At 52.1% G+C, this 26,905-nt stretch carries 28 protein-coding genes; 22 read left to right on the top strand and 6 right to left on the bottom strand.

All coding sequences use genetic code 11. The features are described from left to right. The 10 genes from serC to ACH5Y9_RS11425 all read left to right on the top strand — a co-directional run bounded on the left by serC (window position 1) and on the right by ACH5Y9_RS11425 (window position 10,132). Window positions 1–1,080: a 3-phosphoserine/phosphohydroxythreonine transaminase gene (gene serC / locus ACH5Y9_RS11470; protein WP_445369711.1), complete on the top strand. Its 1,080-nt coding sequence runs from the start codon at window positions 1–3 to the stop codon at window positions 1,078–1,080. Window positions 1,081–1,090: 10 nt separating this feature from the next. Further along, entirely contained in the window at window positions 1,091–2,176 is a 1,086-nt protein-coding gene (gene pheA, locus ACH5Y9_RS11465; protein ID WP_445369710.1) for a prephenate dehydratase, read from the top strand. Between the two features lie 11 nt (window positions 2,177–2,187). After that, on the top strand, window positions 2,188–3,291 hold the full coding sequence (gene hisC, locus ACH5Y9_RS11460; RefSeq protein ID WP_445369709.1) for a histidinol-phosphate transaminase: 1,104 nt from the start codon (window positions 2,188–2,190) through the stop codon (window positions 3,289–3,291). Continuing rightward, window positions 3,284–4,159, top strand: a complete 876-nt coding sequence (locus tag ACH5Y9_RS11455; RefSeq protein ID WP_445369708.1) for a prephenate dehydrogenase — start codon at window positions 3,284–3,286, stop codon at window positions 4,157–4,159. Before hisC ends, ACH5Y9_RS11455 begins: the two co-directional genes overlap by 8 nt. Window positions 4,160–4,169: 10 nt before the next feature. Next, complete coding sequence (aroA, locus tag ACH5Y9_RS11450) at window positions 4,170–5,486, top strand: 3-phosphoshikimate 1-carboxyvinyltransferase (RefSeq protein WP_445369707.1); 1,317 nt, start codon at window positions 4,170–4,172, stop codon at window positions 5,484–5,486. A 1-nt stretch (window position 5,487) separates the two neighbouring features. After that, window positions 5,488–6,144, top strand: coding sequence for a (d)CMP kinase (gene cmk / locus ACH5Y9_RS11445; RefSeq protein WP_445369706.1), 657 nt, complete (start codon window positions 5,488–5,490; stop codon window positions 6,142–6,144). Window positions 6,145–6,240: 96 nt separating this feature from the next. Beyond that, window positions 6,241–7,902 (top strand): 30S ribosomal protein S1, encoded by a 1,662-nt coding sequence (rpsA, locus tag ACH5Y9_RS11440; RefSeq protein ID WP_445369705.1) that lies wholly within the window; start codon window positions 6,241–6,243, stop codon window positions 7,900–7,902. A 66-nt stretch (window positions 7,903–7,968) separates the two neighbouring features. Then, entirely contained in the window at window positions 7,969–8,274 is a 306-nt protein-coding gene (locus tag ACH5Y9_RS11435; RefSeq protein ID WP_084153381.1) for an integration host factor subunit beta, read from the top strand. A gap of 166 nt (window positions 8,275–8,440) precedes the next feature. Then, a complete protein-coding gene (locus ACH5Y9_RS11430) occupies window positions 8,441–9,400 on the top strand; it encodes an acetylxylan esterase (RefSeq protein ID WP_445369704.1) in 960 nt (319 codons plus the stop codon). A gap of 3 nt (window positions 9,401–9,403) precedes the next feature. Further along, a complete protein-coding gene (locus ACH5Y9_RS11425; RefSeq protein WP_033158075.1) occupies window positions 9,404–10,132 on the top strand; it encodes an esterase family protein in 729 nt (242 codons plus the stop codon). Between the two features lie 32 nt (window positions 10,133–10,164). On the opposite strand, the gene ftsH is transcribed toward ACH5Y9_RS11425, so the two are convergent. From ftsH to purE, 3 genes are all read right to left on the bottom strand, one after another. Beyond that, a complete protein-coding gene (gene ftsH / locus ACH5Y9_RS11420) occupies window positions 10,165–12,006 on the bottom strand; it encodes an ATP-dependent zinc metalloprotease FtsH (RefSeq protein WP_445369703.1) in 1,842 nt (613 codons plus the stop codon). Window positions 12,007–12,078: 72 nt separating this feature from the next. Next, entirely contained in the window at window positions 12,079–13,173 is a 1,095-nt protein-coding gene (locus ACH5Y9_RS11415; RefSeq protein WP_445369702.1) for a 5-(carboxyamino)imidazole ribonucleotide synthase, read from the bottom strand. Then, window positions 13,170–13,667 carry a 5-(carboxyamino)imidazole ribonucleotide mutase gene (gene purE, locus ACH5Y9_RS11410; protein WP_445369701.1) on the bottom strand — a complete coding sequence of 166 codons (498 nt, stop codon included), beginning with the start codon at window positions 13,665–13,667 and terminating at the stop codon, window positions 13,170–13,172. Before purE ends, ACH5Y9_RS11415 begins: the two co-directional genes overlap by 4 nt. 146 nt (window positions 13,668–13,813) lie before the next feature. On the opposite strand from purE, the gene ccmA reads away from it, so the two are divergent. Genes ccmA through hemN form a run of 10 tightly spaced genes read left to right on the top strand, consistent with a single transcriptional unit; the run spans window position 13,814 to window position 21,976 of the window. Further along, window positions 13,814–14,446 carry a cytochrome c biogenesis heme-transporting ATPase CcmA gene (gene ccmA, locus ACH5Y9_RS11405; RefSeq protein WP_445369700.1) on the top strand — a complete coding sequence of 211 codons (633 nt, stop codon included), beginning with the start codon at window positions 13,814–13,816 and terminating at the stop codon, window positions 14,444–14,446. Further along, complete coding sequence (gene ccmB / locus ACH5Y9_RS11400) at window positions 14,437–15,111, top strand: heme exporter protein CcmB (protein ID WP_205454053.1); 675 nt, start codon at window positions 14,437–14,439, stop codon at window positions 15,109–15,111. Before ccmA ends, ccmB begins: the two co-directional genes overlap by 10 nt. Next, a complete protein-coding gene (locus ACH5Y9_RS11395) occupies window positions 15,111–15,872 on the top strand; it encodes a heme ABC transporter permease (RefSeq protein WP_445369699.1) in 762 nt (253 codons plus the stop codon). Before ccmB ends, ACH5Y9_RS11395 begins: the two co-directional genes overlap by 1 nt. Then, window positions 15,869–16,036: a heme exporter protein CcmD gene (gene ccmD / locus ACH5Y9_RS11390; protein WP_033158069.1), complete on the top strand. Its 168-nt coding sequence runs from the start codon at window positions 15,869–15,871 to the stop codon at window positions 16,034–16,036. Before ACH5Y9_RS11395 ends, ccmD begins: the two co-directional genes overlap by 4 nt. Further along, window positions 16,033–16,467 (top strand): cytochrome c maturation protein CcmE, encoded by a 435-nt coding sequence (gene ccmE / locus ACH5Y9_RS11385; protein WP_033158068.1) that lies wholly within the window; start codon window positions 16,033–16,035, stop codon window positions 16,465–16,467. Before ccmD ends, ccmE begins: the two co-directional genes overlap by 4 nt. Beyond that, entirely contained in the window at window positions 16,464–18,401 is a 1,938-nt protein-coding gene (locus ACH5Y9_RS11380; protein ID WP_445369698.1) for a heme lyase CcmF/NrfE family subunit, read from the top strand. Before ccmE ends, ACH5Y9_RS11380 begins: the two co-directional genes overlap by 4 nt. A 5-nt stretch (window positions 18,402–18,406) precedes the next feature. Then, window positions 18,407–18,937 carry a DsbE family thiol:disulfide interchange protein gene (locus ACH5Y9_RS11375; protein ID WP_319961336.1) on the top strand — a complete coding sequence of 177 codons (531 nt, stop codon included), beginning with the start codon at window positions 18,407–18,409 and terminating at the stop codon, window positions 18,935–18,937. Next, window positions 18,934–19,392: a cytochrome c-type biogenesis protein gene (locus tag ACH5Y9_RS11370; protein ID WP_101055538.1), complete on the top strand. Its 459-nt coding sequence runs from the start codon at window positions 18,934–18,936 to the stop codon at window positions 19,390–19,392. The genes ACH5Y9_RS11375 and ACH5Y9_RS11370 overlap by 4 nt, the downstream gene beginning before the upstream one ends. Beyond that, a complete protein-coding gene (gene ccmI, locus ACH5Y9_RS11365; RefSeq protein WP_445369697.1) occupies window positions 19,389–20,597 on the top strand; it encodes a c-type cytochrome biogenesis protein CcmI in 1,209 nt (402 codons plus the stop codon). Before ACH5Y9_RS11370 ends, ccmI begins: the two co-directional genes overlap by 4 nt. Further along, the gene (gene hemN, locus ACH5Y9_RS11360; RefSeq protein WP_445369696.1) at window positions 20,597–21,976 is read left to right on the top strand and encodes an oxygen-independent coproporphyrinogen III oxidase; all 1,380 of its coding nucleotides are present in this window, start codon (window positions 20,597–20,599) and stop codon (window positions 21,974–21,976) included. Before ccmI ends, hemN begins: the two co-directional genes overlap by 1 nt. A 1,273-nt stretch (window positions 21,977–23,249) precedes the next feature. Here the strand turns inward: hemN and ACH5Y9_RS11355 are convergent. After that, entirely contained in the window at window positions 23,250–23,543 is a 294-nt protein-coding gene (locus tag ACH5Y9_RS11355) for a type II toxin-antitoxin system RelE/ParE family toxin (RefSeq protein WP_445369695.1), read from the bottom strand. Next, window positions 23,531–23,803 (bottom strand): CopG family ribbon-helix-helix protein, encoded by a 273-nt coding sequence (locus ACH5Y9_RS11350; protein ID WP_445369694.1) that lies wholly within the window; start codon window positions 23,801–23,803, stop codon window positions 23,531–23,533. Before ACH5Y9_RS11350 ends, ACH5Y9_RS11355 begins: the two co-directional genes overlap by 13 nt. 289 nt (window positions 23,804–24,092) lie before the next feature. Here ACH5Y9_RS11350 and ACH5Y9_RS11345 point away from each other — a divergent pair, with 289 nt between their 5' ends. Beyond that, a complete protein-coding gene (locus ACH5Y9_RS11345) occupies window positions 24,093–24,290 on the top strand; it encodes a hypothetical protein (RefSeq protein WP_445369693.1) in 198 nt (65 codons plus the stop codon). A gap of 144 nt (window positions 24,291–24,434) precedes the next feature. Continuing rightward, a complete protein-coding gene (locus tag ACH5Y9_RS11340) occupies window positions 24,435–25,469 on the top strand; it encodes a restriction endonuclease (RefSeq protein ID WP_445369692.1) in 1,035 nt (344 codons plus the stop codon). 269 nt (window positions 25,470–25,738) lie between these two features. Here ACH5Y9_RS11340 and ald read toward each other — a convergent pair whose 3' ends face one another. Next, window positions 25,739–26,854 carry an alanine dehydrogenase gene (ald, locus tag ACH5Y9_RS11335; RefSeq protein ID WP_445369691.1) on the bottom strand — a complete coding sequence of 372 codons (1,116 nt, stop codon included), beginning with the start codon at window positions 26,852–26,854 and terminating at the stop codon, window positions 25,739–25,741. Window positions 26,855–26,905: the final 51 nt, after the last annotated feature.

Genomic DNA, 26,905 nt, shown 5'->3' with positions numbered 1-26,905 from the left:
ATGGCAAGGATTTATAACTTTAGCGCCGGTCCGTCCATGTTGCCGGAATCGGTACTGCTGCAAGCTCAACAAGAGATGTTGAATTGGCAAGATAGCGGCATGTCGGTGATGGAAATGAGCCACCGCGGCAAACATTTCATGGCCATCGCCGAAGCGATGAAAAATGATTTGATCGAACTGCTCGGTATTCCTGCTAATTACAAAGTGCTGTTCCTGCAAAGCGGTGCCAGCGCGCAGTTCGCGCTGATTCCGCAGAATATTCTCAACGGCAAAACCAAGGCCAGTTACGTGAACACCGGCGCCTGGTCTACCAGTGCCATCAAAGAAGCCGGTAAATATTGCGAAGTACAGCTCGCTGCCACCTCGGAAGCCGAAAAATTTATTACTATTCCAGCGTTCGATACCTGGAATATCGATAAAGACGCCGCTTATCTGCACTACACCTCCAACGAAACCATTCACGGCGTGGAATTTTCCGAAGTTCCCGACGCGGGGGATTTGCCCTTGGTGTGCGATATGTCTTCGAACATTTTGTCGCGTCCGGTCGATGTCAGCCGCTACGGCATTATTTACGCCGGTACACAAAAAAACATGGGGCCATCCGGCGTGACCGTAGTCATCGTTCGTGACGATTTGGTCGGCTTGGCACCAAAAACCGTGCCGGCGGTTTTTGATTATCAGCAGCAAGCAAAAGCTGATTCGATGTTAAACACACCGGCTACCTATAACTGGTATTTGCTTGGTCTAGTGTTGCAATGGCTGAAACAGCAAGGCGGTATCGCGGCCATTGAGCAGCATAATATTCGTAAAGCCGGCAAGCTTTACCAAGCTATCGATGAATCCAGCCTTTACAGCAATCCGGTGGTGAAAGACTACCGCTCCCGAATGAACGTGCCTTTCGTGTTGGCTGATGCGGCTCTGGATAAAGAGTTTTTGGTGTTGGCCGAGAAAAACGGCCTCAGTACGCTGGCTGGTCACCGTTCCGTCGGTGGCATGCGCGCCAGTATTTACAATGCTATGCCGGAAGCTGGGGTCGATGCCTTGATCGATTTCATGGCCGAGTTCGAACGTACTCACTAAGCAATCCAAAATGACGGCGATTATTCCTTTATCGGAGCTGCGCGAACGTATCGACGCGATTGATCAGCAAATATTGCAGTTGATCAATCGGCGGGCGGAGTGCGCTATTGAAGTAGCCAGAACCAAAATGGCCGAAGGCGAAACCGGTAGTTTTTACCGTGCCGATCGCGAAGCTCAGGTGTTGCGCAAAATCAAGGAGTTGAACCCTGGTCCATTGAGTGACGATGCTTCGGTGCATTTGTTCCGGGAATTGATGTCGGCTTGTTTGGCTTTGGAAAAACCCTTGGAAGTGGCGTTTTTGGGGCCGGTTGGCACCTTTACCCAGCAAGCAACCTTCAAACATTTCGGTCACGCCGTGAAGGGTATTCCGGTGGCGACAATACCGGAGATTTTTTTGGCGGTGGAAACCGGTCATTGTCAATTCGGCGTGGTGCCTGTGGAAAATTCCACAGAAGGCGTAATAGCGCATACGCTGGACCGTTTTATGACCACCTCATTGCAAATTTGCGGCGAAGTCGAAATCCGGGTGCATCAAAATCTGCTCGGCAAAATGGATACGTTGGCGGCGATTAACGAAGTCTATTCGCATCAGCAATCCTTGGCGCAGTGTCGGCAATGGTTGAATACTTATTTGCCGGGCGTGCCATGCACGGCGGTGAGCAGTAATGCCGAAGCGGCCAGACTAGCGTCTTTGGACCACAATAAAGCCGCGATAGCCGGTCTGATGGCCGCCGAATTGTATGAGTTGAACATCATCGAGCAACACATTGAGGATGAATCCAACAATACCACGCGCTTTATCGTCATCGGCAAACAGCAACCGGCATCCACCGGGTTCGATAAAACCTCCATTTTGGTGTCCACCGGCAATCAAGCCGGCGCCTTGCATAAGATTTTGGGGCCGTTTGCCGAGTATGGCATCAGCATGGCGCATATCGAGTCCAGACCATCGCGGCAGGGCTTGTGGGAATACGTGTTTTTTATCGATATCGATGGTCATCGCGACGATCCCGATGTCGCTAAGGCGCTGGAAACCCTGCAAAACAACGTCAAAATGTTGAAAATCCTCGGCTCTTATCCAAAAGCCGTCATTTAATCTTTAATTCGATGAACAAATTTTTAGAACTTGCTACTGCCGGCGTTCAACAGCTGGTGCCTTATGTGCCCGGTAAACCGGTGGATGAATTGCAGCGCGAGCTGGGTATCGCAGAAGTCATCAAGCTGGCTTCTAACGAAAATCCATTGGGCACCGGCGCCAAAGTCGCGGCGGCTATTCAAGCAACCTTGCCCGAATTAACCCGTTATCCCGACGGCAGCGGTTTTACATTGAAAGCCGAATTGTCGGCCAAATTAAACTTGGCACCCGCACAAATTACCCTGGGTAACGGTTCCAGCGAGATTCTGGAATTGGTGATGCGGACTTTCGTTACGCCGGAACTGGAAGTAGTGTTTTCCCAGCACGCATTCGCGTTATATCCGATTCTGACGCAAGCCGTCGGCGCCAAAGCCAAAGTGGTGCCGGCTAAAAATTACGGGCATGATTTGGCGGCAATGCGGGCGCAAGTTGGTCCAAAAACCCGAGTCGTGTTTATCGCCAATCCCAACAATCCGACCGGTACTTTGCTGAATAAAAACGAACTGGAGAGCTTTATCGCTGATTTGCCAGCCCATGTGCTGTGCGTCTTAGACGAGGCTTATTACGAGTTTGTCGATCCTGCCGTGCGAACCGAATCGTTGGCTTGGCCGAATCGTTATCCGAATCTGATTATTGCCCGCACGTTCTCCAAGGCCTACGGCTTGGCGGGCTTGCGCATCGGTTACGGAATTTCCTCGCCGGATATCGCCGATTTGTTGAACCGGGTGCGTCAGCCTTTCAATTGCAGCATGCTGGCTTTGGCCGCTGCGGAAGCCGCGCTGGGGGACACAGATTACCTGAATCAGACCGTGGCTCTTAACAACGCCGGTATGACGCAACTGACTGATGTTTTTAAGGAATTGGATTTACCCTGGATTCCCTCGTCCGGCAATTTCGTTTCCGTGGATGTGAAACAACCGGCGTTGCCGATTTACGAGGCCTTGCTGCGCAAGGGTGTGATCGTAAGGCTGGTTGCCAATTACGAAATGCCTAACCACCTGCGTGTCAGTATCGGCACGGAACGTGAAAACGCCATATTCATAAAAGCGTTGCGCGAGGTGCTGAGCGGTGTTTAACCGCCTGTGCATCATCGGCATCGGTTTGATCGGCGGTTCTATTGCCAGGGCCGCGCGCGCCAAAGGCTTATGTCGTGAAGTCGTTGCCTACGGCCGGGAGAAAAATCTGCCGAATATGCAATTGGCGAAGCAACTCGGTGTCATCGACCAGTTTTACACCGACATAGCTGCGGCATTGCAAAATACCGATTGCGTAATCGTCGCCACGCCGGTCGGTAGCATGAAGGCTATTTTCGAACAAATTAAACCGCACTGGAACTCGAATGCTATTTACAGCGATGCCGGCAGCACCAAGGGCAGCGTGGTTTCCGCATTGGCGGAAGTTTTCGGTACCGTACCCAGCAATTTTGTGCCTGCGCACCCGATTGCCGGCGCCGAGCGCAGCGGTGTGGATGCTTCGACCGTCGATTTGTTTGTCAATCGCCGCCTGATCCTGACGCCGCTAGAAAGCACCGATAAGCTGGCGCTGGCGAAAATCCATGCATTTTGGGAAAAGATCGGCTCCAGCGTTTCGGTGATGTCGGTAGAGCATCACGACACCGTATTAGCCGCCACCAGCCATTTGCCGCATATTTTGGCTTTCGCCTTGGTCGGTTTATTGGGGCGCAAGGACGAACAGCGCGAGATATTCAAATATGCCGCCGGCGGTTTCCGGGATTTCAGTCGCATTGCCTCCAGCGACCCGACCATGTGGCAGGACATCTGCCTAGCGAACAAGCAGGAAATCGTGCCCTTGATTCGCCAGTTTCAAATGGAATTAAGCAAAATAGAACAATTGCTGGTTGAAGATCAATCCGCGCAATTGTTTGAAACCTTTACGTATGCCAGAAATGCCCGGCAGCGTTTTCTCGATCAACAAGAAGACTAAGAAGATTAACATGTCACAAACTATTACTTTTCAAGTACAGCCGGGCGGCAGTTTGCGCGGCGAAATCCGTGTGCCGGGCGATAAGTCCATGTCGCACCGCTCCATCATGCTGGGCTCGTTGGCAGAAGGCGTCACGCACGTCACCGGTTTTTTGAATGCGGAAGATGCAATCTCGACCCTGGAGGCTTTCCAAGCCATGGGCGTCGAAATTGAGGGGCCGGTCAATGGTGAAGTGACGATACACGGTGTGGGCAAGCATGGCCTGAAAGCACCTGAGAAACCTTTATATCTGGGTAACTCCGGTACTTCGATGCGTTTGCTGTCGGGTTTGCTGGCCGGCCAACCGTTTGATTGTGTGTTGACTGGCGATAAATCACTGGAATCGCGGCCGATGAAGCGCGTCACTGTGCCGCTGGCGCAGATGGGCGCCGAGATTATTACCCAGGAAAACGGCACGGCACCGCTGCATATCAAAGGCAAGGCCGGCAAATTGCAAGGCATTCATTACGACATGCCCATTGCCAGTGCTCAGGTTAAATCCTGTTTGCTGTTGGCGGGCATGTATGCCGAAGGTGAAACCAGCGTCACCGAACCGGCCCCGACCCGCGATCATACCGAGCGGATGTTGAATGGTTTTGGTTATCCGGTGCAACGCGAAGGCAGCACAGCTCGTATTACCAACCAAGGCAAATTGACTGCCGCGCGCATTGATGTACCCAGCGATATTTCCTCGGCGGCGTTCTTTCTGGTCGGTGCCAGTATTGCGCCTGATTCGGATGTGACCTTGCGTCACGTCGGCATCAATCCGACACGTACCGGCGTGATCGATATTTTGCGCCTGATGGGGGCGAATATCGAAGTATTGAACGAGAGAGAAGTCGGCGGTGAACCCGTAGCCGATTTGCGTGTGCGTTCGGCACAGTTGAAAGGCATCAACATCCCCGAGCATTTGGTGCCGCTGGCCATTGACGAGTTTCCAGTCTTGTTCGTGGCCGCTGCTTGTGCGGAAGGCCAAACCGTATTGACTGGCGCCGAAGAATTACGAGTCAAGGAATCCGACCGGATTCAAGTGATGGCTGACGGTTTGCAAATTCTCGGTGTCGATGCGCAGCCAACCAAAGACGGTATGGTGATTAACGGCGGCGGTCACATTGGCACTGGGGAAGTGGAATCGCATGGCGATCACCGTATCGCGATGTCGTTTTCGATTGCCGGTTTGCGCGCCAACGGCCCGATCACGATCAGGGATTGTGCGAACGTGAATACATCATTTCCGGAATTCCGCGATTTGGCCACCAAACTGGGTTTGGCATTAACGAGTTTTTAAGATGCAAGTACCCGTATTGACGATAGATGGTCCCAGTGGCGCAGGTAAAGGCACGGTCAGCCGCGCCGTCGCGAAACTTTTGGGCTGGAATTATCTGGACAGCGGCTCGATTTATCGCTCGGTAGCTGTTGCGGTTTTAAAATCGGGTCTCGAGTTATCGGACGTAACCGCTATTTGCCGAGTCGCTGAAGCCATGTCGTTAGAATTCGATTGCGGCGACGAGTTGATCGTTAAGCTTGATGGCATCGACATTACCAGTCAATTGGGCACCGAAACCACCGGCAATACTGCGTCCGTCATTGCAGCTTATCCGGAAGTAAGGGCAGTGTTATTGCAAAAACAAAAGGATTTTCAAAGACTTCCGGGCTTGGTCGCCGATGGTCGAGACATGGGTAGCGTTGTATTTCAGGACGCCAAAATCAAGGTTTATTTAACCGCCAGCGCGGAGGAAAGAGCGCTGAGAAGATATAAACAGTTGATTGAAAAGGGAATTGATGCTAACCTTCTTCAAATCACTCGGGAAATAGAAGAACGCGATCATCGCGATCAGCAGCGAGCTGCGGCTCCGCTCACCGTACCGGAAGGTGCACATTTTATCGATTCATCTAGTTTGACTATTCAACAAGTGATTGATCGGGTAGTAAATTTAGTCGATTAAGGCTATTGGTGGTTATCGAATTGTTGTCGATGACTTTATTTTAATTTCAGAGAAGAGAAAGCTTGCTTGAGTCTTAGCAAGTTTGGGAAAGTAGAGATGGGCGAAAGCTTTGCAGAGTTGTTTGAAGAGAGTTATGCCAAGACCGAAATGCGTCCTGGCGCAATGCTAATTGGTACCGTTGTTGATATCGAAAACGAATTTGTTATCGTCAGCACACAAGCCAAATCAGAAGGGGTCATTCCTAAATGGCAATTTCTGAATGCCGACGGCGACCTTGAGGTCAACGTAGGCGACGAAATTGAGGTAGCTCTCGATTTATTTGAAGATGGCCTGGGCGCTACTCTTCTTTCCCGTGATAAAGCCAAGAAAAGTAAAGCTTGGGCGGAACTGGAAAAAGCCTTTGAAACACAAGAAACCATCGTCGGTCGTATCAATGGCAAAGTACGTGGCGGTTTCACTGTTGCAGTCGGTGCATTGCGCGCCTTCTTGCCAGGCTCTCTGGTAGACGTTCGGCCTATTCGCGATACTGCTTTCCTGGAAAATCGCGATCTGGAATTTAAAGTCATCAAAATCGACCAAAAACGTAACAACGTCGTGTTGTCGCGTCGTGCGGTCGTCGAAAGCGAATACAGCGCAGAGCGCGAAGAATTGGTTAAAACGCTGCAAGACGGCGCGATCGTTACCGGTATCGTTAAAAATCTCACCGACTACGGTGCGTTTATCGATCTGGGCGGCGTCGATGGCTTGCTGCACATTACCGATATGGCATGGCGCCGTGTACGTCACCCATCCGAGTGTGTAGAAATTGGTCAGGAAGTTAAAGTTAAAGTCCTGAAATTCGATAAAGACAAAACTCGCGTCTCGTTGGGCATGAAGCAAATGGATGAAGATCCATGGCAAAACATCGCTCGTCGTTACCCAACCGGCACTCGCGTGTTCGGTAAGGTCAACAACCTGACCGACTACGGCTGCTTCGTAGAAATCGAAGAAGGCGTCGAAGGCTTGGTACACGTTTCCGAAATGGACTGGACCAACAAAAACGTTAACCCATCTAAAGTCGTACAACTGGGCGACGAAGTCGAAGTTATGGTTCTGGAAATCGACGAGGAACGCCGTCGTATTTCACTGGGCATGAAACAATGCCGTTCCAACCCATGGGATGAATTTGCCGCCACGCACAACAAAGGCGACAAAATCTCTGGCAAAATCAAATCCATCACTGATTTCGGTATCTTCATCGGTCTGGACGGTGGTATCGACGGTTTGGTTCACATGTCCGATATTTCCTGGAACGAGAACGACGAAGAAGCGATTCGCAATTACAAAAAAGGTGACGAAGTTGAAACCGTTATCTTGGCTGTTGATTCCGAGCGCGAACGTATCTCCTTGGGTATCAAACAACTCGAACAAGATCCTTTCCAAAACTACATTGCTGTGCATGAAAAAGGCAGCTTAGTTAAAGGCGTCATCAAGGAAATCGATGCTAAAGGTGCAGTGGTGACCTTGGCTGATAACGTCGAAGGTTACTTGCGCGCTTCCGAAATCCAACGTGACCGCGTCGAAGATGCGCGTACTTTGTTGAAAGAAGGCGAAGAAATCGAAGCTAAATTTGTAGGTGTTGACAAAAAGACTAAATCTATTTCTTTGTCTATCAAAGCGAAAGATGTCGAAGAAGAGTCTAATGCTATTAAAGATTACTCGTCACAAAATGCTGGCACAGCCACATTAGGCGATATCTTTAAACAAATGGACAAGTAGTAAAACCATCTCCGAGGGTGGCATGACTAGCTCATGTCACCCTTTTTTGATTATTCAGGGCTGGATGTGACGAAATCAGAATTGATAGAGATGCTGGCACGAAAACAGCCTCATCTCGCGCTTAAAGATGTTGAATTGGCAGTTAGATGCGTTGTTGATCACTTGAGCGATACGTTGGCAAGTGGCGATAGGATAGAGATTAGAGGTTTTGGCAGTTTTTCATTACACCATCGTTCTGCACGACTGGGACGTAACCCCAAGACCGGTGATTCAGTGTCCTTAACAGAAAAGCATGTGCCGCATTTTAAACCGGGAAAGGAGTTACGGGATATGGTTGATGCTTCCAGGGAAAAATACAAAATCGTCGATTGACGATAGCTTGTAAACCAACAATAGCGACGCCCTCCCATGTTAGGGATGGTGTTGTACTTTAGATGATTTTCTAGTGGCGGCAGTGTCCGCCGCTTAAAATTTTGCCCCATTGCTAAATAGACCCTTAATACAGGATCTAGCTAGAATTTAATCAGGCCGGTAGCCCGTGAGCTTATTTGATCATTATTACAGCTATGATCCTGGCTATGGCTACAGTCTCGACGATCTGTTAAGTGTTCCCGCACCGCAAGAGCCTGCCGATTTCTGTCGGTTTTGGCAGGATAAATATCAAAAAGCCTTAACGGTCTCCCCGCAATTTTCTCTGAATTACCAATGCCAGCGAGCAGGCTATCGGGTTTATGACATTAGCTATCGGTCTACCGATGATTTTCAGATAGCCGGTTGGTTGCTTGAGCCGGATGCGCAACCCATTACTCGGAGCATAGTGGTCGGCCATGGATACGGCGGCAGAGAGCAACCCGACTTTCATCTAAACATACCGGGTGCCGCCTTGCTTTTTCCTTGTTTTCGCGGCATATCTCGCAGTCGCTGCGAGCGCTTGCCGGAACAACCCAATCAACATGTCGTGCAAGGCATCGATGATCCTGATCATTATGTAATCGGCGGATGTGTAGAAGATCTATGGCTGGCCGTGACCGTTCTGGCCGAACGTTATCCAGCAATCGCGGACAAGATCGGCTACATGGGTATTAGCTTTGGTGGCGGAATCGGAGCATTGGCCGCGCCCTGGGACGCCAGAATCAAGAGAGTGCACTTAAATGTGCCCACCTTCGGCAACCAACCCTTGCGTTTAAGCTTGCCTACCAGTGGCAGTGCCGCGGCTTTGAAAGCCTACAGTCAATCTCACCATAATGTGTTTGACACATTAGCCTATTATGATGCCGCTGTCTCTGCGCGTTATGCATTGCAACCCTTGCATGGTGCCGTCGCGTTATTCGATCCGGTCGTAGCGCCACCCGGACAATTTGCAATCTACAACGCTTGGGCCGGCGATAAACAGTTATTTATATTGGATGCGGGGCATTTTGATTATCCGCGCCAACATGATCAGGAGCGGCAGCTGATTGCGGAGCTGCAAAGTTTTTTCGGGGAATCGTCGCTTTAGATTATGAATCGCGAATATCATCACTGGTACAGCCCGCGCTTGGGTCGCGACATGGAATTCCTGGTTTTCGGGCATGCCGGAGCCAAAGTACTGATTTTTCCTACTCGCGACGGCCGGTTTTACGAGTACGAGAACCTCGGCATTGTCGAACGGTTACGCAATAAAATTGAAGCGGGACACATACAACTGTACTGTGTTGACAGCATTGATCATGAAACTTTTTACTGCTTTTGGCGCAAGCCGAAAGACCGTATTCAGCGGCACATGTTTTTCGAAGACTACATACTGAACGAAATCATGCCGTTCATGGCCTTGAAAAATCCACACCCCTGCGTCATCGCGCACGGCTGTAGTTTAGGCGGTTATCATGCGGCCAATATTGCTTTCCGCCACCCGCATTTGTTCAGAAAATTAGTAGCCTTCTCCGGTCGTTTCGATTTGACGCTGGAAGTAGAGTGTTTCAAAAATTTGTTCGACGGCTACTATGACGATCATGTTTATTTTCATACGCCAACGCATTTTTTACCCAACCTGAATTGCCAAGCGCAATTAAAGCATTTGCAGCAAATGGAAATTACTTTGGTGATCGGTAAGGAAGATCCGTTTTTGCAGAACAATCACGAGTTAAGTCACATATTAGCGGCCAAGGGTATTCCCCATGCCTTATACGAATGGGAAGGGCGTGCGCATCAAGGCCACTACTGGCGCAGAATGGCCCCGCTGTATATCTGACAGACTCTATTCTGCTTGATGAGAAAAGCGCGCTACTGCTCTGGAGTGTCTGTGTCCAATGATTGTTTTACATCAGGTGTCGGCGGAGCGATGGTTCGACCTTGCATCAATTCATCTATCTGATGTTTGTCCAATGTTTCCCAGTCTAATAAGGCTTGCGCCATATTATGCAGAATATCGATATTTTCCTTCAGCAGGTTTTCGGCCCGTTGATAATTGTTGTCCACAATTAACCTGATCTCCCGATCAATCAAGCGCGCCATGTGTTCCGACATGGGTTTGGCTTGCGGTCCCAAGTAGCTGCCTTCGTTATCGCCGTAGTCCAGCGGCCCCAGGTTGTCGGATAGCCCCCATTTGGTGACCATATTACGGGCCAATTGGGTGGCGCGTTGGATGTCGTTGCTCGCGCCGGTGGTGACTTTATTCTTACCGTAAACTAGCGCTTCCGCGGCTCGGCCGCCGAACAGGCTGGAGATTTGGCCTTCCAATTTGTCCTTGCTGGCACTGTATGCATCGCGCTCCGGCAAAAACATGGTAATGCCGAGCGCGCCGCCGCGCGGCATGATACTGACTTTGTAAACCGGATCGTGCTCGGGTACCAAGCGGCCGACGATGGCGTGGCCGGCTTCGTGGTAGGCGGTCATTAGCAGGTCTTCGCGGCTCATGATCATCGTCCGCTTTTCCGCGCCCATGATGGTTTTGTCGCGAGCCTTATCCAGGTCGTTCATCGTAATTTCCCGCTGATTGTTGCGGGCGGCGAACAATGCGCCTTCGTTGATCAGATTAGCCAATTCGGCGCCGGAAAAGCCCGGTGTGCCGCGCGCCAAATCATTCAAATTGACGTCATCGGCCAAGGGTACTCGGCTGGAATGTACTCTGAGGATTTGTTCGCGGCCTTTGATGTCCGGCAGGCTCACCTGCACTTGCCTGTCGAATCGTCCGGGCCTTAATAAGGCTTTATCCAGCACATCAATGCGGTTGGTGGCGGCGATGACGATAATGCCTTCGTTGCCGCTAAAGCCGTCCATTTCCACTAATAATTGATTCAGCGTTTGTTCGCGTTCTTCCGTGCCGCCCATATTGCCAGGGCTGCGCTGCCGGCCGACCGCGTCGATTTCGTCGATAAAAATGATGCACGGGGCCTGCTTTTTGGCTTGCACGAATAGATCGCGTACTCTGGATGCGCCAACGCCGACAAACATTTCCACGAAGTCGGAGCCGGAAATCGAGAAGAAAGGTACACCGGTTTCGCCGGCAATCGCGCGGGCCAGCAAGGTTTTACCCGTGCCGGGAGGGCCGACCATTAGCACGCCTCTGGGGATTTTACCGCCCAGGGCCTCGTATTTACCGGGTGCTTTCAGGAAATCGACCATTTCCGCGACGTCCTGCTTGGCCTCCTCAACGCCGGCAACATCGCTGAAACGGATTTTTACCTGATTCTCTGTCATCAACTTGGCGCGGCTTTTACCGAAATTGTTTTGCGCGCCGGCGCCTAGCAGTTGTTTGCGCATGAAATAAATCAATACGCCAATCAGCAAAAAGGTCGGTGCCCAGGAGTAAAACACCTGCATGAATGTCGATTGGGTTAACGGTCTTTGCACGATGATCTTCACACCGTTCTGCAATAGATCGTCTATCACCGTGATGTCACCAGGGCTATATGCATTAAAACGTGTGCCGTCATGCCTCAGACCGTTGATGGCTCTACCGTCGATCACCACTTCGGCTACCATTTTGCCGCGCACATCCTGGATGAAGTTGGAATAAGGAATATCGCCTTGCGATTTGTAGGTGGCAGGGGCAGGATTAAAAATGACAAATGCCGCGACGGCGATGCCGACCATTATCAACAATAAGAATAAAATTTTTTTCATGGTTGTGTTCTCTATGTTCTGCGAAGCGATTTTGGCTTGGGTGCCAAAACCGCCCGGATTCAAGCTAAGAGATCATGATTCGTCTACAGCCAGCGCTAAATTAGCCAAATGTTGTAAGGCCTCGCGATAGGCGGATTCCGCGTCGGCTCTGACCGTTGCATGCGCGACTTTTCGACCCTTGCGCGGCGTTTTATCGTACAGATGCAAATGCGCGTTGGGAATGTTTAACAGTGTCGCGTCGTCGGCCAGACCACCGATGAAGTTCACCATGCCCGCATACCCGCGTGGCTGGGTTGAACCCAGCGGTAAATCCAGAATGGCCCGCAAGTGGTTTTCGAATTGGCTGGTTTCCGCGCCTTCTATGGTCCAATGTCCGGAGTTATGCACGCGCGGTGCGAATTCGTTGGCCAGCAATTCGCCGTTCAAGTCGAACAACTCCAGGGCAATGACGCCGACGTAATCCAGTTTTTCCAGCAACAGACTGACGTAATTTTCGGCAATCGCTTGTTCGGGGTCGTTAGTACAGCATTCGGCAATACGCAGAATGCCTCCGCGATGCTGATTTTCAGACAATGGATAGTAAGCGATTTCGCCGGATGGACTGCGAGCGGCGATGATGGATACTTCGCGCTGAAACGGCACGAAACCTTCGACGATAGAGGCAGCGCCTTGCATGCTTTGCCAGGCGGACTCCAGTTCGTCGGTCGATTTTATGACTACTTGGCCTTTGCCGTCATAACCCATGCGCCGGCTTTTCAAAATAGCCGGGTAGCCGATTTCAGGCATGGCTTGTTGCAAGTCTGCCAAGCTATCGATAGGAGCGAACGGTGCGGTGCGAATACCTAAATCCTTGAAGAAATTCTTTTCCAGCAGACGGTCCTGAGCGACAGCCAATGCACCGGCGGGCGGGTAGACTATGGTGTGACTGGACAGGAATTCGGCGACATGCGCCGGCACGTTTTCGAATTCGTAAGTCACGATGTCGGCTTTTTCCGCTAATTGAGCCAACAAATCCGGATCGTCGTAAGCGCCTAACAGATGCTCGCTTAAACCGGCAGCACCGGCATTGAGATCGGGATCTAGGACGATAAATTTCAATCCCAGCGGATAACCGGCCAAGGCAATCATTCTGGCGAGCTGGCCGCCACCTAAAATGCCTATCTTCATCCCGCCACCTGTCTTGGATCGGGGGTGGCGATCACGCTGTCGGTTTGTTGCTGCCGATAAGCATCCAAGGCGGGGCGGTATTGCGGATGTTTGTTGCTGATAATCGCGGCGGCCAGTAAGGCGGCATTGATAGCGCCAGCCTTGCCGATGGCCAAGGTGCCTACCGGAATGCCGGCCGGCATTTGCACGATTGACAATAGAGAATCCATACCGTTCAAGGCTTTGGATTGCACAGGCACACCCAGTACCGGCAGCGGGGTTTTGGCGGCGGTCATGCCCGGCAAATGCGCGGCACCGCCGGCGCCGGCGATGATGACTTCCAAGCCTTTGCCTTCCGCGGTTTCCGCATACTGAAACAACTTGTCGGGGGTACGATGGGCCGAAACCACTTCCACTTCATGCGGAATATCAAGATGCTCTAAGGTTTGCGCTGCATGTTGCATGGTTTCCCAATCGGACGTGGAACCCATGATGATGCCTATCAATGCGGTCATGCAAAATCTCCGGTATTTGCGATCAGTCGAAACAAGCCCGATTATCGCATAAATGGGGAGATTTTCTCTGTCGGCAAATTACTAACTCCGGCTGCCTTGATGATAAGATAGCGCCCCTCATAACAGATCAACCCCAGGACGGATGAATGGAAAGCTCGCAACACGCTTCGCTGCAAGCCAGTGAATTATCGTGTTTCCGCGATGAGCGCTTGTTGTTTTCCAATTTAAATTTCACGTTGCACGCCGGCGAGACCTTGCTGTTGGAAGGCGCCAACGGCAGCGGCAAGACCTCGTTGTTGCGCATTCTGTGCGGATTTAGGGAAGCCGATGCCGGCGAGATTTATTGGTGCGGCAGCAAAATCGCCGACAGCAGCTATTACGATGACATGGCTTACGTCGGTCATGCCGATGGTACAAAAAAGGAATTGACGGTGCTGGAAAATTTGAAGTTTGCGCTGGCGCTGGGCAGCACCGGCAAATATGACATCGAGCAAGCCTTGGACAAGGTGCAACTGGCCGGTTTTGATGATAATCCGGTACACACCCTGTCCGCCGGACAGAAGCGCCGGCTATCGCTGGCCCGTTTACTGATCACCCATAACCTCCTGTGGATACTCGACGAACCTTTTACCTCGCTGGATAGGCAAGGCATCAAATTGATAGAATCGCTGATGGCCGAGCACATCGAGCACGGTGGCATGGCGGTTTTGACCTCCCATCACGATCTAAGCATGGCCGATCTCAATCTGCAACGCATTCATCTGCAAGCATGCCAATAATCCAGGCTTTTTGGGCGATCATTCGCCGCGATTTGTTGCTGGCGTTTCGGCGCCGCGCCGAAATGGCCAATCCGCTGTTTTTTTTCGTGCTGGTGGTGACCTTGTTCCCGCTGGCGGTCGGCGCGCAACCTAATCTGCTGCGGGCGATGGCGCCGGGCGTGATATGGGTGTCCGCTTTGTTGGCGGCCTTGTTGTCGCTGGATGGTTTGTTCCGTAGCGATTTCGAGGACGGTTCGCTGGAGCAAATGCTGCTCAGTTCGCATGCCTTATCTGTATTGGTGCTGGGCAAGATCATCGCTCACTGGCTGGTGACCGGTTTGCCATTATTGCTGGTAGCGCCTCTGCTGGCGGTGTTTTTGGGATTACCGCAGCAAGCGATGGGAACTTTATGGCTGACATTGATCTTAGCTACTCCGCTGCTGAGCCTGATTGGCGCTATCGGCGTGGCGTTGACTGTAGGTTTGCGCCGGGGCGGCATGTTGTTGTCCTTATTGGTATTGCCTTTGTATGTACCGGTGTTGATTTTTGCCAGCGGCGCGGTGGATAGGGCCGCCAGCGGCTTGCCGGTAGGCGCCCAACTATATATTTTATTGGCCATGTTGTTGTCGGCACTGGTATTGGTGCCGCTGCCGACAGCGGCCGCGTTAAAAATGAGTGTTAATTGATGTCTTGGATACCTGCGCCGGTTAGCCGGTTTTTTCACCGCACCTCGTCGCCGCCGCATTTTTATGCATTGGCGGATCGGTTCATTCCCTGGTTGACGATTATCTTTTTGATTTTGTTGGTTTCGGGCCTTTATCTGGGCTTGTATCGGGCTCCGACCGATTATCAGCAGGGCGACAGTTACCGGATCATTTATATCCATGTGCCGGCGGCCTGGATGTCCTTGTTCATTTACGTGCTGATGGCGGTGATGGGCGGGATTGCGCTGGTCTGGCGCATGAAACTGGCCGAAGTGATGTTGATCGCCAGCGCGCCGATCGGTGCCTGTTTTACCTTCGTGGCCTTGGTGACCGGCTCCTTGTGGGGCAAACCGATGTGGGGTACCTGGTGGGTTTGGGATGCGCGCTTGACCTTTGAGTTGATCCTGTTGTTTCAGTATCTGGGGGTGATCAGTTTGTACGGCGCCATTGAGGATAAACGCTCGGCGGCACGGGCGGTGTCGATATTGGCGTTGGTGGGTGTCGTCAACGTACCCATCATCCATTATTCCGTGGAATGGTGGAACACTCTGCATCAAGGCCCTACCGTCAGCAAGATGGATAAGCCCTCCATTCACCTCAGCATGCTGGTGCCGCTGTTACTGATGGCGGTGGCCTTCAAGTTTTATTATTTGATCGCGGTATTGCAGGCCGCAAAACTGGAATTATTAAAGCGCGAAACCAGCTCGCAATGGGTGAAAGCGCTGCTGGAGAAACAAGCATGAGCTGGGAAAGCTTTCTATACATGGGCGGTTACGCCGTTTACGTCTGGCCGGCTTACGGCGTGACCGCGCTGGTATTGATCGTCAACATCGTTTGGCCGGTGCTGCAACGCAAGCAGTTACTGCGGCAACTCACCATTAAACAAAAACGCACGCAAGCACGATGAAACCGATACGAAAACAGCGTTTGATATTGATCGTTTTAATGTTGGCGGTGCTGGGATTGGCCGCAACTTTTGCGCTAAAAGCCTTTAACGAAAATCTGATGTATTTTTTCTCGACCAGCGATGTGGCGTCCGGCAAGGCGCCAGCCAATTCCCAGTTTCGCTTGGGTGGCATGGTCGTCAAAGGCAGCGTGGAGCGGCCCAACGCCGATTTGTTGGTGCGCTTTAAACTCAGCGATTTCGAAAAGGAAGTGACGGTGGAATATTCGGGCATCTTGCCGGATTTGTTCAGGGAAGGGCAGGGCATCGTCGCCAAGGGGGCGCTGGATGGCCGTGGCGTGTTCGTGGCGGAAGAAGTGCTGGCTAAACACGATGAAAACTATATGCCGCCCGAAGTGGCCGGCAGCCTGAAAAAACCGGCGGCGCAACCATGATTCCTGAAATCGGCCATTTCGCCTTGATTTTGGCATTGTGCATGGCAATTGTACAAGGCATCTTGCCTATTTTCGGCGCCGGAAAGTCTATTACCGGCTGGGTGCATGTCGCCAAGCCCGCCGCGTTCGGGCAATTGCTGTTCATGGGCCTTGCATACGGTTGTTTGACCGCCAGCTTCATCAGCCACGATTTCTCGGTGGCTTACGTCGCACAAAACTCCAATACCGCCTTGCCGCTGATCTACTTGATCTCCGGGGTGTGGGGCGCGCACGAAGGTTCCTTGTTGCTGTGGGCACTGACCTTGTCGATCTGGACCGCGCTGGTCGCGGCATTTAGCGCGCATATCCCCGATGCCACCCGCGCTAGAGTTTTGGGTGTAATGGGCTTGGTCAGCATCGGCTTTATCCTGTTTTTATTGCTGACTTCCAACCCTTTCGCGCGCTTGTTTCCGTTTCCGGCCGAAGGCCGCGATTTAAATCCCTTGCTGCAAGATCCCGGTTTGGCGATCCATCCGCCGATGCTATACATGGGCTATGTCGGCTTCTCGGTAGCCTTCGCGTTTTCGATAGCCGCCTTGCTGGAAGGCCGCTTGGATGCGGCTTGGGCGCGCTGGTCGCGGCCCTGGACCAATATCGCCTGGATGTTTTTGACGCTGGGTATCACGCTGGGCAGTTGGTGGGCCTACTACGAATTGGGCTGGGGTGGCTGGTGGTTTTGGGATCCGGTCGAAAACGCCTCGTTCATGCCTTGGTTGGTCGGCACCGCCTTGATTCACTCTCTAGCCGCCACCGAAAAACGGGGCGTGTTCAAGACTTGGACAGTGTTGCTGGCGATTTTTGCGTTTTCCTTGAGTTTGCTCGGCACCTTTCTGGTCCGTTCCGGGGTGTTGACCTCGGTACATGCCTTCGCCAGCGATCCGGCCCGTGGCTTGTTCATCCTGATCTTTTTGGCCGTGGTGGTAGGTGGTTCGTTGCTGTTGTATGCGATTCGTGCGCCGCAAGTTAAAAGCCATGCCCGTTTTGAATTGGTTTCCAAGGAATCGGTACTTCTAGTGAATAACGTGTTGCTGGTCGTCACCGCCGCCAGCATTTTGCTGGGTACTTTGTATCCCTTGGTGGTCGATGCCCTGGGACTGGGAAAATTGTCGGTGGGTCCGCCGTATTTCAATGCGGTGTTTATTCCGCTGATGGCGCCCTTGGCCTTGGTAGTTGGCTTGGGTGTGTTGATGCGCTGGAAAAGCGACGACTTGAAAGCCTTAGGCTCACGGGTACGCTGGCTGATTGCTGCTTCTATCGGCTTGGCGTTGCTGACGCCACTGTCCATGCCGTTTTATTCCTGGGGCGCGGCTTTGGGTACCGGCCTGGCTTTATGGACTTTGGCGATCACCGGCCTCGCGTTCAAACAACGCCTGCAAAGCTGGTCAATCGAGCGCCTGAAACAAATTCCAGCCGGTTTTTACGGCATGACCTTGGCGCATCTTGGCATCGCGGTGTTCGTGATCGGTATTACCTTTACCTCTGTATACAGCATCGAACGCGACGTGCGTTTGGCACCGGAAGAAACCCTGGATTTATTTGGATACGTATTCCAATTCCATGGCGTGAAAAGCACCGAAGGGCCGAATTACCGCGCCGAGCAAGGCTATCTGACTGTCAGTCATAACGGTGCCACTGTTGCTGAGTTATCGCCGCAAAAGCGGGTGTACCGGGTGCAAACCATGCCGATGACCGAAGCCGCTATCGACGCCGGTGTGTTCCGCGATCTATTCGTGGCCTTGGGTGAGCCTTTGGATAAACAAGGCGCCTGGAGCTTGCGGGTTTACTACAAAGCCTTCATTCGTTGGATCTGGATGGGCGGGGTGTTCATGGCCCTGGGTGGCCTGATTGCCGCCAGCGACCGCCGCTATCGTTTGCTTAACAAGCCTCTCGCGTAAAATTAATGAAATATCTGTTACCGCTGCTGTTGTTTATCGCCCTGTCGGTTTTTTTGGCGATTGGATTAAAACTCAATCCCCGCGAAATCCCCTCGCCACTGATAGACAAACCGGCGCCGGCCTTTAATTTGCCGATTTTGGCGACACCTGGGCAACGCCTGAGCCAAGCCGATTTTAAAGGCAAAGTCTGGTTACTGAATGTCTGGGCATCCTGGTGCGTATCCTGCCGCGAAGAACATCCCTTATTGATCGAGCTGGCCAAGCAAAACAAAGTGCTGCTGGTAGGTTTGAATTACAAGGACGAAGCGCAGGCTGCCAACACCTGGCTGAGCAAACACGGTAACCCTTATAACGTCAGCGTGATGGACACCGATGGCCGCGTGGGTATCGATTATGGCGTCTACGGCGTACCCGAAACCTTTGTGATCGATAAGCGCGGCGTGGTGCGCTACAAACATACCGGTCCGGTCCAGCCCGGCGAACTGGAAAGCATTTTCCTGCCGTTGATTGAAAAACTGGAGGCCGAAAGCGCATGAAAACGCTCCATGCCTTGATCTTGTCGCTGTTTGTGTTTCATGCCCAAGCCGAGATCGAATACCGCGACTTCAAACAACCCGAGCAGGAACAGGCTTATCAAACCTTGATTTCTGAGCTGCGCTGCCTGGTTTGCCAGAATCAAACCATTGCCGATTCCAACGCCGACTTGGCCAAGGACTTGCGCCGGCAAGTCTATGAAATGCTGCAACAAGGTAAATCCCGCCAAGACATCGTCGATTTCATGACTGATCGTTACGGCGATTTTGTGATGTACAAGCCGGCCTTGAAACTAAAAACCATGCTGCTCTGGTTGGGGCCGGTTCTGTTCCTGGTCATTGGTTTGGCCACGGTCTGGGTGTTGCGCAGCAAAACCAGTACCAGCGAGGACCAATCGCTAACGAAAGAGCAACAAGCCAAGCTAAACAGCATTTTGGAAAAAGGTGACGACTCGTGAATCTTGAGTTTTGGCTAGTGATAGCCGGTTTAATCGTGCTGGCGTTGTTGGTGTTGCTGCCGCCATTATTTAAAAAAACGCCGCTGCGCTGCGCTGACGGCGAGCAACGCAATACCGCGATTGCTCGCCAACAACTGGCCGAGCTTAAACTGCAATTGCAAAACGGTGCATTGACGCAAGCGCAATACGATGCGCAATATCGCGAATTACAACTGACTCTGCTGGACGATCTAGAAACCGACTCGCCCGCAGTGCCCAGCGCCAAATCCGGTCGTTGGATGGTGCCTGTCGTCGCGGTTACGCTACCGCTGTTAAGTCTGTTTTTATATGGCTTGCTCGGCGAACCGCAAGCCCTGGTCAAAGCCGAATTGGCGGCTAACAATCAAAAAGTGGCCGACAATGTCAAAAGCATGGTCAACAAACTGATAGAGCGTCTAAAACAGCATCCGGAAGATTTGGAAGGCTGGATGATGTTGGGCCGTGCTTATGTTTACGCGCAGCAATATCAGGATGCCGCCAACGTATTTGCCGAACTGAATCGCCGTAAACCCAACGATCCGGCCGTCATGCTGCATTACGCCGATGCCTTGTCGATGGCGCGTAACGGCCAAATGGACGGCGAGCCAAGCGAACTAGTCGAACAAGCTTTAAAGCTGGTACCGGAAGACCACACTGCCTTATGGTTGGCGGGCATGGCCAAAGCTGAAGCCGGGGATTTTGCCCAGGCAATCACGCATTGGAAGAAATTATCCGCTCTGCTGCCTACTGACGATGAATCCCAGGCGCAATTGCAAAAAATGATACAGATGGCCGAAGTGGAGCAGCAAAAACCGCAAGCCCCGGCATCATCGGCGGCGGCTATCGATATTACTGTGAAAGTCGAATTGGATGAGGCAGTCAAAGCCAAAGCTGAACCGCAATACACCGTGTTTATCTATGCTCAGGCCGTCAACGGTCCAAAAATGCCGCTGGCCATCGTCCGTAAACAGGTTTCTGATTTACCAGCCAGCGTGGTATTGAACGACAGCATGGCGATGCAACCGCAAACCCATCTGGCGGATTTCAAACAGTTGCGCATCGTTGCCCGAATCTCCAATACCGGTAACGCGATGCCGCAACCCGGCGATTTAATCGGCACCGCGCAGTTGGATGCGGTCTCGGGTAATCCCAGCGTCGGCATCACCATCAATCAAGAAGTGCAGTAATGGATCAATCAATCGCATTCGACCTGGACTTGATCAAACGCTACGACAAGTCCGGTCCGCGTTACACCTCGTACCCCACCGCGCTGGAATTGCACGAAGGTTTCGGCGAAGCCGAGTATTTGCAGCATATTCAAAAATCCAACGCCGCCGGCGGGCCGCTGTCGCTGTACTTTCACATCCCGTTCTGCGACACGGTGTGTTTTTATTGCGCCTGCAACAAAATAGTCACCAAAAATCGCGCCCATGCCGTGCCGTATCTGGACAATCTTTGCAAGGAAATTGAGATGCAGGGCAAGCTGTTCGACAACAGCCGGCCGGTCAATCAGCTACATTGGGGCGGCGGTACACCGACGTTTTTGAATTACGAGCAAATGAAACGCTTGATGGATGCCACCCGCGAGCATTTCAATTTGCATGACGACGACAGCGGCGAATACTCGATAGAGGTGGACCCGCGCGAAACCAACGACCTGACCATCGCCCAGCTGCGCGAACTTGGTTTTAACCGCATCAGTTTAGGCTTGCAGGATTTCGATCCGGACGTGCAAAAAGCCGTCAACCGCCTGCAAAGCAAGGAACAAACCTTTGCTGTACTGGAAGCGGCGCGCAAGGAAGGCTTTCGGTCGACTAATATCGATTTGATCTACGGCCTGCCGTTGCAAACCGAGCAGACTTTTGCCCGCACACTGGAGCAAGTGCTGGCCTACGCGCCGGATCGATTTTCGATCTTCAACTACGCCCACATGCCCAGCCGCTTCAAAACCCAGCGGCAAATCAATGACGCCGATTTGCCAACGCCGACGGTGAAACTGGAAATCCTGCAAATGGTCGGGCAAAAACTCACCGATGCCGGCTATGTCTACATCGGCATGGACCACTTCGCCAAACCGGACGACGAACTGGCGGTGGCGCAACGCGAAGGCAAGTTGTACCGCAACTTCCAGGGCTATTCCACCCATTCCGATTGCGACTTGGTGGGTTTGGGCGTGACCTCCATCGGCCGGGTCGGCGATGCTTACATGCAAAATTACAAGGAACTGGACGAATACGACGCCGCCATTTCCCAAGGCAAATTGCCGGTGTTTCGCGGCGTGGATCTGGATGAAGACGACAAATTGCGCCGGGCGGTAATCACCCAACTGATTTGCCACTTCGAACTGACTTTCAGCAAAATCGAAACCGAGTTTGCTATTAATTTTGCCGAGTATTTTGCGTCCGAGCTGGAAAACCTGAGTCTGATGAAAGCCGACGGTTTATTGGATTTAGACGCCGACGGTATTCAAGTCTCAACCGCCGGCCGCCTGTTGATCCGCAATATCTGCATGGTGTTTGACAAATACCTGGCGCAGAAACAGCAGCAATTTTCTAAAGTGATCTGAGCCTGAGCGCAAGAGTAGTTCACTGCTTGAGCATCGCGTTAAGGCTGAACCGCCGGCTCCCTGTCGGGTAAGGCTATCCGGGTTTGCGCTTAAAGCAAATTGTTCCGTCCGCGAAGCATGTTTGCTTGCGGGCAAGCCGTTGAGGCCGGCCGTTAAACAAAATTACCTGCTTGGAATAGCATTTCGGGTGCCGCGCAAGCTTATGCCGGTTTGGACTTGCACCGTTTTGGTTTTCTCGAATAGCTTTTTAGCTTGCACGCCAGCCTATCTAGGCTGGCGACTAAAGCGATTTGCCATTCGTGAGAAGCTTTTTTGCTTGCGCGTTGGCTTATACCGGTTGGTGATAGCAGCAATTTGCCTGGCGCGAATCACTTTTTGCTGCGCCGGCAAGCCGAAAATGCCAGGCGGTTAAAGATAAGAGGTATTCGGGAGGGGCAAATAGCTTATCGGTGATAGCTTTTCGCTTGAAGTGCTAGGCATTGAGGCCAGTGGTCCCCACATCCAGCGCCGGATTTAGAGGGGAATGCTTAAAGCGGCCTCTTCCAGTGAATCGATTCTTTCAACTCAATACGGTCGCGAACGATGCGCTTCAAGCTCCTATGCTCTGGCACTAAAAGTCGGTTGATGAGCAAATAATGTAGCCTCGATGGAGTGAAACGAAATCGAGGTTTTGATGGCTTCGATTATCCGGATTCCGCTGCGCTTCATCCAGGCTACTTGCTATTTATCTTAAAATCGATAACTCCAAGCCGATTGAGTGCATATGATTGAGTTGTCATGTGATCCGTTTCGGGACTATTAGTTTCAACTGTTTTTACGACGAAGAGGACGATGAATATGTTTGAATGTCGATGTGGATCATGCCAAAAACCCATTCCCAGGGAAGACAGTAAACGCATCGTCGGTGAGAGCGTCTTGTCATGCCCATATTGTATGACACCATTGGTTTTTGGCGATTCAATCAGGTTGATGGCCAATATTCTAGGCGCTGTCCTCGTGATCGCTGTTATTTATTTCACCTCGAATTGGCACCTCGGCGCAGTAATGTTACTGCTGACAGTTGTTCAATTACTGGTGGGAAAAGAAATTGATACCGCTTTTTTGTGTTATGGCATTTCCCTATTGTTTTCTTTACCACTAGCCAAACAGACTTAAGAAAAATCGATTCGATATTTATGTAGGGTATGCATCGCACACCCTTTTCGAGATTTCCGATGAACCAAACGCCAAAACGGCAGCACCCTTTTGGCGCACCGGATCGTGTTTTGTTTACTTAATAGCCGGCTTCTTTTTGGTGTCGAAATGCCAGGACGTAAACCGTATTGGATTCTGAGTTATAGCGATACAAGGCTACATAGCCTGCATCGCCAAATTCTATAAGCAGCTCACGCAACTCAGGCGCATCGTCGAATGGTCGACCAAGCTCGGGGTCGGACTCCAGAAACTTAAATGTACGTGCTATGGTTTGACCGGCACGGTTCGCGGCCAGTGGATTTTTTTCAGCCAAAAATTGACGGCAACGCTCTAATCCTGCAGCGGCGTTGGCCGTAATTATTAATCGTGGCACTTAGGAATTTCCGCCTCTTGATCAGTACCCCATGTCGACAACCAATCACCCACTTCTTGGCCGGTAAGGTGTTGCCCTGTTTCCTGATAAGCTTTCCATGAATTCAGCGCTTCTTGTTTGAAGTGTTCTTTGGCTTCTTCGCGATTGACATAATCGGTGATGGCTTCTCGCATGATCCAATGCGGCGAACGACTTCTCAGATTGGCAAGATTTTGAATTCGAGTTTTTAAGCCATCATCAAGCTTGATTGAAGTTGCCATAGCAGAGCCCTCATAGTAAAAGGTAGTACTTATAACTACTATAGCAGACTTGGGCTTCCGGAAAGTGTCAATGTCAGGAGACAGCCACACCATTTTATTGGCCCCAATCTATTCTGCGCAGGGGGCTTTTGATAAGGGACAGGCTCAATCGTTTCGGCTAAATACCGGACTGTTTTCTTTGATTTTAGTCCGGAGCAACCGAATGTGCAGCTGTGTTCTAAATTATGCATATATGCATGATTGCAAGACTTGACCCCTAGGGCGCAGCAACCCGACAGGAGAAAACCGGGTGTATGACGACCCTGAATTGCTGGAGGATTTTTTACAACACATACTCTGGCCGTTTCTGAATTTCGGCCCCGATACGGCGGCGTTTTTTACCAATCGCTCCGACTTAAGCGACTTTCTGCCGGACATCACCGAAGAGGGCTATCAAACCCTGGTCGATGCTATCAACCAACGCTACGGTATCGCCATGCAAACCTGAGATTGCGGCCGAATCTACCAAATCCTGGAACGCATCCGCGATGACGAACGGGTAAACAGGATTTGGCAGCAAAACAAGGGGTAGGGCGCCGATTGTGGCTTTGGCTCATTTGAAAAATCAATTTACCACCCAAGGATGCTAATTATGGCAATCTGGCTAATCCGAGCCGGTTCGCACGGCGAATACGAACAAAAATTCATTCAGGAAAACCGGGTTTACGTGACCTGGGACGGTTTGGACGTCAACCTTGCCAAGCTCAAACAACGGGTGGATTTGACGGCGGCGATGAACAACCGGTACTCCGATTGCAAACCCAAGGCGATTGCCAACTGGGTAAGCCAAGTCTGGCCGTTTGCTCACGACATCAGGCCGGGCGATTGGGTAGTGCTGCCGCTGAAAAGCCAGCCGGCGATTTATATCGGCGAAGTCACCGGCGATTACCAATTCGATGCCAAAGCGGGCAATCCGTTTTATCACTGGCGGTCGGTCAAATGGATAGGCGAGGCAATTCCGCGCGCCCATTTTGGCCAGGATTTGCTGTATTCCTTCGGCGCGTTCCTGACCATCTGCCGTATTCAACGCAACAACGCAGAGCCACGTTTGGCGGCGATGCAAGCCAACGGTTGGAAGGCGGAAAGCCTGTTGTCCACCATTCAGCCCGGTACGCCTATCGCCGACGATGCCGCTGGCAGCGCCAACTTGGCTGAGCTGGCGCAAGACCAAATCGCTCGCCTGATCGACGCCCGTTTCAAGGGGCACGACTTGACTCGATTGGTGGATGCCATCCTCAAAGCCCAAGGCTACACCACCTACCGCAGCCCGGAAGGCGCCGACGGCGGTGCGGATATTCTGGCAGGGGCCGGGCCTTTGGGTTTCGGTTCGCCGCGCTTGTGCGTGGAAGTCAAATCCGAAGCCAATCCTATCGACCGCCCGACCGTGGACAAACTGCTGGGCGCCGTCGCTAAATTCGGCGCCGACGAAGGTTTGTTCGTGTCCTGGAGCGGTTTTAAAAACAACGTTCAGAAGGAATTAGCCGCCAGTTTTTTCCGGGTGCGGCTATGGACCCAAAAGGAATTGTTGGAACAACTTTTCGCCCATTACGACCGCCTCGACGACGACCTGAAAGCCGAGCTGCCATTGAAGCGGATTTGGACGGTGGCTTTGCAGGATGAGGAATAAGGTTTTTCGCTCGCTTCGATGGCAATCGAAATGACTGTTTTAAATCCACACCGCGCAACGTTACTCCGCGCTGGGTCACCCGGTAAAACTAGACACGTGCGCGATGCGGCTGTCATTACATTCGACCAAATCGGCGGGGATAATCCGGTTCACCCTTGTCGAGATGAATAGTTGAGCCGCAGATTGGGTAAGGTGCCGAAGTTGGTTACAAACCACATAATCCGGGGTGTCCTTCGCACCCCTACCACCGTTCGGTTTAGGGGATTGAATCAGTTCAAGAACTGCTCCGGCGGCAAATAATTAAAACCAAATGCATCGGCAATCCCTTGGCAAGTAACATTACCGCCCACGATATTCAAGCCTTTCAATAACGCCGAATTGTCCCGCAATGCTTGTTGCCAGCCTTTATTGGCGAGTTGCAGAGCATAGGGCAGGGTGGCGTTGGTTAAGGCCAGGGTCGAAGTGCGCGCTACAGCGCCGGGCATGTTGGCAACGGCATAATGCACGACATTGTCGATGACATAAATCGGCTCGGCGTGCGTAGTAGGATGGGTGGTTTCTACACAGCCACCTTGGTCCACCGCCACATCGACGATGACTGCGCCGGCTTGCATCAATTTTAAATCTTCAGCGCGAATCAATTTGGGCGCGGCTGCGCCGGTGACCAATACGCCGCCGATGACCAGGTCCGCCGTGCGAATTTGCTCCAGGATGGCGTGTCGGCTGGAAAACAACAGCTGTACATTGGCCGGCAAAATATCGCTGAGTTGGCGCAGACGCTCCAGCGACAAATCCATTACCGTGACTTGCGCGCCCAAACCTGCCGCCATTTTTGCCGCCTGCGTGCCGACCACTCCGCCGCCCAAAATCAACACTTTGGCCGGTAATACCCCCGGTACGCCGCCGAGCAACATGCCGCGGCCGCCGTACAGTTTTTCCAGATAATGCGCGCCTTCTTGCACCGCCAGTCGGCCGGCTACCTCCGACATCGGCGTCAGCAAGGGTAACTCGCCGGTCGGCAACTGCACGGTCTCGTAGGCGATACAGGTAGCGCCGGATGCCAGATGTGCTTCGGTTAACGGGCGGTTGGCGGCAAAGTGAAAATAGGTAAACAGGGTTTGTCCGGGACGAATCCGCGACCATTCGGGTTCTATCGGCTCCTTGACCTTGACGATCATCTCAGCGGAGTCCCAAACCGGCTCCGGCCCGTCCACCAACTGCGCGCCGGCAGCCTGGTATAGCGCGTCTTCGAAACCGGCGCCAACGCCGGCGCCGCTTTCCATCGTCACGCTATGGCCGGCGCTCACCAACGCGGCAACGCCGGACGGTACCACCGATACCCGGTTTTCGTTGGGTTTGATTTCCTTGGGTATACCGATTTTCATATTCACCTCTTGTGCAATATTAAATGATGCCGGTTTGATGACAGCAATAAT

The sequence above is a fragment of the Methylomonas sp. BW4-1 genome (assembly GCF_052474385.1).
Note: the sequence above shows the minus strand (reverse complement) of the source record. Positions and strands in the feature narration are given on the sequence as shown.